Source organism: Paenibacillus thailandensis (assembly GCF_042685365.1).
GTDB classification, from domain to species: Bacteria; Bacillota; Bacilli; order Paenibacillales; family Paenibacillaceae; genus Paenibacillus_AP; species Paenibacillus_AP thailandensis.
In genome coordinates, this window is record NZ_JBHUMY010000001.1 from 732,141 (window position 1) to 739,014 (window position 6,874).

The 6,874-nt window shown below is 57.8% G+C and carries 2 protein-coding genes; both read right to left on the reverse strand.

Translation table 11 applies throughout. From position 1 onward, the window contains the following. Positions 1–301: 301 nt before the first annotated feature. Entirely contained in the window at positions 302–4,903 is a 4,602-nt protein-coding gene (gene gltB / locus ACFSW5_RS03375) for a glutamate synthase large subunit (protein ID WP_379269773.1), read from the reverse strand. Positions 4,904–5,837: 934 nt separating this feature from the next. After that, positions 5,838–6,874 (reverse strand): YhgE/Pip family protein (locus tag ACFSW5_RS03380; RefSeq protein ID WP_379269775.1); only part of this gene is annotated, 1,037 nt, incomplete at its 5' end.

A 6,874-nucleotide genomic window follows, 5' to 3' on the forward strand; every position in this document is an offset into this window, starting at 1 on the left:
AGCTCATCCCAATAAACAACAATGTTATTATACCTGATTCTAAGGTTGGAGATTGTCAAATCGTGTAAGCGGCTTATTTCTTTTTTTGTCGAATAATGCCATCGCACCGGCTGGAGAAATGTCGAGGCAAGTTGTCGAACAAACGAAAAAGTTCACCCTCCTTGCCGCAAAATGAACCTTTCTAGCGAGCGGAACGCATTCGGTTCCCGGCGTTTCGCCCTTCGGAATTAAGGCATAACAAAAGGAGCTGCTCCGCAGCAGATTGCTCTGCCGCAAAACAGCTCCTTGTCTATGCCTTGCATTAGGAACCCGTACGAGCCAGTTCCTTCATGCTGGATTCAAAGGCTTCAAGCAATGCCGCATCTCCTTGAAGGCCTTTTTCTTCGGCCTTGTGGATATGCTCCAGCATTTTCTTGTAGTCTTTCGGAATAACCTTGACGAACTTCCCGGCGACTCCTTCCCACTCGTTCAGAACGCGGGATGCAACGGAGCTTTCGGTGTAAAGCGCGTGACGCTCGATCATGCTGCGCAGCTCGGCCAGATCTTTCTCCTCCGTAACGCGCTCAAGCAGCACCATCTCCAGGTTGCAGCGGTTCACGAAGTCGCCCGCCTCATCGAGCACATAGGCGATGCCGCCCGACATGCCGGCGCCGAAGTTGCGTCCCGTACCGCCCAGGATGACGACGCGTCCGCCGGTCATATATTCGCAGCCATGGTCGCCTACGCCTTCCACAACGACGTTGGCGCCGCTGTTCCGCACCGCAAACCGTTCGCCGGCGATGCCGCGGATATAAGCTTCGCCGCTCGTCGCGCCGTAGAACGCCGTGTTGCCGATAATGACATTCTCTTCGGCCGCAAAGGTCGCTTTCGGCGATGGAGCAATGATCAGCTTGCCGCCGGACAACCCTTTGCCGACATAGTCGTTCGAGTCGCCTTCAAGCGAAAGCGTAATGCCTTTCGGAACGAAGGCTCCGAAGCTTTGACCGGCCGTGCCGACAAAGTGGAACGAAATCGTATCCTCCGGCAGCCCTTGCGCCCCGTAGCGGCGCGTTACTTCGCTGCCGAGCACCGTACCGACGACGCGGTTCGTGTTGCGGATCGGCCATGTGCCGCGAACCTTCTCGCCGCTCTCGAGCGCAGGTTTCGCCGCCGGAACGAGCTCTTGAACGTCAAGCGACTCTTCCAGTCCGTGGTTTTGCTCCTGGACTTTGTAGCGCGCTTTGTTGCGGTTCATTTCCGGCTCGTAGAGCAGACCTGTCAAATCAAGGCCTTTCGCCTTGTAGTGGCTGATCAGATGCTTCGTTTCCAAAATATCCACGCGGCCGACCATCTCGTTGATCGTGCGGAAGCCAAGCTCAGCCATAATTTCGCGAAGCTCTTCCGCGATAAACTTCAAGTAGTTGACCACGTGAGACGGATCGCCCATAAACTTCTTGCGAAGCTCCGGATTTTGCGTCGCGACGCCGACCGGACAAGTGTCCAGCTGGCAGACGCGCATCATAACGCAGCCGAGCACGATAAGCGGCGCCGTAGAGAAGCCGTATTCTTCGGCTCCGAGCAGCGCGGCAATCGCGACGTCCCGTCCGGTCATCATTTTGCCGTCCGTTTCGATCATGACGCGGTCGCGCAAGTTGTTCAGCATCAAGGTCTGATGCGTCTCGGCAAGACCAAGCTCCCATGGCAGGCCGGCGTGGCGGATCGATCCCATCGGGGACGCGCCCGTGCCGCCGTCGTAGCCGCTGATCATAATGACGTCCGCGCGCGCTTTCGCCACGCCCGCCGCAATCGTGCCGACGCCGACGCCGGCAACAAGCTTCACGTTGATGCGGGCGCGCGGGTTGGCGTTCTTCAGATCATGGATAAGCTCCGCCAGATCCTCGATCGAATAAATATCGTGGTGCGGCGGCGGCGAGATAAGGCCTACGCCAGGCGTGGAGCCGCGAACCTCGGCGACCCAAGGATACACCTTGCGGCCCGGCAGCTGTCCGCCTTCGCCCGGCTTGGCGCCTTGCGCCAGCTTGATCTGAATTTCGTCGGCGTTAACGAGATAGTTGCTCGTGACGCCGAACCGTCCGGATGCGACCTGCTTGATCGCGCTGCGGCGGGAATCGCCGTTTGCGTCCGGGATGAAGCGGGCAGGATCCTCGCCGCCTTCGCCGGTGTTCGATTTGCCGCCGAGGCGGTTCATCGCGATCGCAAGGCTTTCATGCGCTTCCTTGCTGATCGAGCCGAACGACATGGCGCCCGTCTTGAACCGCTTCACGATCTCTTCGACCGATTCCACCTCTTCGATCGGAACAGGCTGGCGGTCCGTCTTGAATTGAAGCAGCGAACGAAGCGTCAAATATTTTTTGTCTTCGCCTTGCACAAGCGACGAGAACTTCTTGTACAGCCCGTAGTCGTTTTTGCGCGACGCCATTTGCAGCGTATGGATCGTCTGCGGGCTGAACAGGTGGTCTTCGCCTTCCTTGCGCCATTGGTAATCGCCGCCGGAATCGAGCTCCTTCACCTTGCCTTCCTGCTCGGCGAAAGCGCGGTTATGATGGCGGAGCGTCTCTTCCGCGATCGCCTCGAGGCCGATGCCGCCGATGCGCGTTGGCGTCCACGTAAAGTATTTGTCGACCAGCTCGCTGTTCAAGCCGACCGCTTCGAATATTTGCGCGCCGCGGTACGATTGGATCGTCGAGATGCCCATTTTGGACAAAATTTTGACGACGCCTTTGGTAGCGGCTTTGATATAGTTTTTGACGGCTTTCTCGTGGGTAACCCCGCGAAGCAAGCCTTGCTTGATCATGTCGTCCAGCGTCTCGAACGCCAGGTACGGATTCACCGCGCTCACGCCGTAGCCAAGCAGCAGCGCGTAGTGATGCACTTCGCGCGGCTCGCCGGATTCGAGCAGAAGGCTGACCTTCGTGCGCGTCCCCTGGCGAATCAGATGGTGATGCAGCGAAGATACCGCAAGCAGCGCCGGAATCGCCGCGTTCTCCTTGTCGATGCCGCGATCGGACAAGATCAGAATATTATGCCCCTTGGCGATAACGCGGTCGGCCGCTTCGAACATTTGCTCCAGCGCGGCTTTAAGGCCCGCTTCGCCTTCCGATGCGTTAAAGAAGATCGGCAGCGTAATCGACTTGAAGCCCGGACGATGAATATGGCGCAGCTTCGCAAACTGCTCGTTGGACAAAATCGGCGTTTCGAGGCGCACATGCCGGCAGCTTTCCGGTTCCGGATTCAGCAGGTTGCGCTCCGGACCGACCGTCGTATAAGTCGACGTAATGATCTCTTCGCGGATCGCGTCGATCGGCGGGTTCGTGACCTGCGCGAACTGCTGTTTAAAGTAGTTGTACAGCCGCTGCGGACGGTCGGACAACACGGCAAGCGGAGCGTCGTAGCCCATCGATCCGACAGGCTCCTGGCCGGTTAAAGCCATCGGCTCCAGCACCTTGCGCAAGTCTTCGAACGTATAGCCGAACGCCTGCTGGCGCGTCTGCACGGAATCGTGATCCGGCTCCGGCAGCTCGTTTGCTTCCGGCAGATCGTCAAGATCGACCAGATGCTCGTCGAGCCATTCGCGGTAAGGATGCTCGGCGGCGATCTGCGCCTTCACTTCCTCGTCGGAAATGATGCGGCCGAGAGCCGTGTCGACAAGAAGCATACGTCCCGGACGGAGACGGTCCTTGTACAGAATGTCCTCAGGCGGAATGTCTACCGTTCCCGCTTCCGAGCCGAGGATGATATGATCGTCCTTCGTCACGTAGTAACGGGCCGGACGCAAGCCGTTGCGGTCGAGAATCGCGCCGATCTGCACGCCGTCCGTAAAGCCCATCGCCGCCGGACCGTCCCACGGCTCCATCAAAGTGCTGTGGTATTCGTAGAACGCTTTGCGCTCCTCGCTCATGCGGTCGTCGTTGTTCCAAGGCTCCGGAACCATCATCATCGCGACATGAGGGAGCGAGCGTCCCGACAGATGCAGAAACTCAAGCACGTTGTCGGCCATCGCCGTATCCGAGCCGTCCGGATTGATAATCGGCTTGATCTTCTCCAGGTCGTCGCCGAACAGCTCCGTCGCGAACAGCGTCTGGCGCGCGTGCATCCAGTTAATGTTGCCGCGGAGCGTATTGATTTCGCCGTTATGAATCAAATAATGGAAAGGATGTGCGCGTTCCCAGCTCGGGAACGTATTGGTGCTGAAACGGGAGTGGACAAGCGCCATCGCCGTCACTACCGACTCGTCGTTCAGCTCCGTATAAAACGAGCGGACCTGCTCGGTCGTAAGCATGCCTTTATATACGATTTTGCGGCTCGACAGGCTGGAGAAATAGAACTTGTCCCCGCCCGGACGTCCGGAATAGCGGATCGCCAGCTCGGCGCGCTTGCGAATGACGTACAGCTTCCGTTCAAAAGCGAGATAATCCGCAAGAGCGGCGTTTCTGCCGATGAATACTTGACGGACATAAGGCTTGACGGCAAGCGCCGATTCGCCCAGCTTCTCGTCGTTCGTCGGAACCGTGCGCCAGCCGATAACCGTCTGCCCTTCTTCCGCGACGATCTTCTCAAGCTCCCGCTCCATCGGAGCGCGCAGCTCTTCTTCCAAAGGCAAGAACAGCATGCCGACCGCGTACGCGCCTTCTTCCGGAAGCGAGATGCCTTCCTTCTTCAGCTCCCGAGCGAAAAAGGCATGAGGAATTTGCAGCAGGATACCTGCGCCGTCCCCGGTGTTCGGTTCGCTGCCTTGGCCGCCGCGATGCTCCATGTTTTCAAGAAGCGTAAGCGCCTGGCGAATGATATTGTGCGATTTTTTCCCCTTGATGTTAGCCACGAACCCCATGCCGCAAGCGTCTTTTTCGTATTGCGGATCATAAAGGCCCTGCTTTGGCGGCAACCCCATAATGTTCTCGTTCATTGCGTGCAACCTTTCTCTCAAAAGATTTTTAGGCAAACCTGCTTGATGATGCTTGGCACAAGCGGCCCGCGGCAGCCTCCGCGAGGGAAGACAAAGCGCTCCAGGATAAGCGCATTTGCCGTTGTCGAATAAAATTCATGGCAGCGGAACTGCGGGCTTTACGCTTGTTGTATCATAAACCCGAATTGGCGCGAACCGTTGTTCACGCCGCAACAGGCTAAACGCAATTTCGTTCAGACACGGCGAAACACGACTGTTTCCGAACATTGAACATGAACCTATTCGTAAGTCTGAAAAGTAGTTATTATATTATTTTAACAAAAGGCGAAAACGGACGCAATTTAATATTTTTATGAAGGTGAAAGGAAATTCTTTTTCACATTTGGGTTGCGTCTCGTTAACGCAATAAAGCAAGCCTGCTGCAACGTACCCCTTCCCCGTTTTCGACTCGCTTCCGGTTCTTTTGTATAACTACTATACCAAAGGATTTGGAGATATTGTATAGAAAAATCAGGAACATTCCGACTTTTTTCGCGATCGCCGAAACGCTCGACGCTGCATCTGCATTCACGAACAATTTTATTTATAGAAGCAAAAAATATACGGGTTTGTCGCATGCGAACTCGTACGTAAACGCTTCCGTCCGCCTTGCCGCGAGGCGGCGATTCAATTGCGGGCGTCCGTTTCAAGCCGTTGGACGCGGAACGGTCCGCATCTTGCGGCTATGCGGAGGATATAACGAGCGGCAGTATTCCAATATTTGGAACCGTCGATCCGACTCCAGGAGAGCGATTCAAAAGGAAGCTTTGGCCCAAAAGTTTGTCTCGTAAGCAGGGTCGGCCCGGCCCAATAAAAAACGTCCGAAGCGGGTTATGCAAACTTCCGTATTGAAGTTCGACACCCCCGGCTTCGGACGGTTTATCCCATATATGAATTAGGCTTCAGCGGGACGAACCGCCGGCGCATCGCCGCCGGACCCGTTCCCGCTCGCGCGGCCCTTGCGCTGCTCCTGCAAAAAGTAAAGCAGCATGAGCGCCATAAACGGCAAAGCGAACAGCAGCGTAACGACGATTTGCCTGCGGGCATGAGACAGGTCGCCGCCCGAAATGATGTCGCGGAAGCCGGCGATCGTGTAAGTCATCGGCAGCCAGTCCCCCACCTTCTGCAGCCAATCCGGAATAAGCTCCTTCGGATACGTGCCCGCGCTTCCCGTCAGCTGCAAAATAAGGACGATAATACCGATGAACCGGCCCGGATTGTCCATCGTCGTGACCAGAAGCTGGATGATCATCATGAAGCTGAAGCTTGCGGCCAAGCTCATCGCGACGAACAGGCCGGTATCCTTCGCCTCGAGGCCGATTCCGTACAACAGAATGGCGTCGGCGATAAGCGCCTGAAGCACCGCCACGACCGTCACCATGCCGGTCTTGCCGACATAGCGGCTCCAGCCGGAACGCGGCGGAACGGTTTGCGACCGAAGCGGCAGCACGACCGTCGACAGCAGCGCTCCGACGAAGAGGCCAAGCGACAAGAAATATGGGGCAAAACCGGTACCGTAGTTCGGCACGCCAGCCAAATCCCGCTCCGTCACGTCGACCGGCTTCGCGAACATATCATACAGCGAATCGCTGCCGCTCGTTTCGCCGGATTCCTTCGCCGCGTCGCCCAGCTTGCCGGACAGCTCGGCGGATCCGTCGGCAAGCCTGCCGGTGCCGTCGGCCAGCTCGGACGAGCCGCTCTCCAGCTGCTCCGAGCCCGCGGCGATCGTCGCCGCGCCTTGCTTGGCCCGGGATGCGCCCGCGTTAAGCTCGGCCGCCCCGGCCGCGAGCTCCTCCGCTCCGGCGGCCAGCTGCTTGCCGCTTGCGGCCGCATCGGACAGCTTCGCCGCAAGCTGCTCCGCCCCTTGCTGCAGCGCGGCCTGGCCCTGCTGCAGCTCGCTGCCGCCGGCGGCCAGCTTGTCCGCGCCCGCCG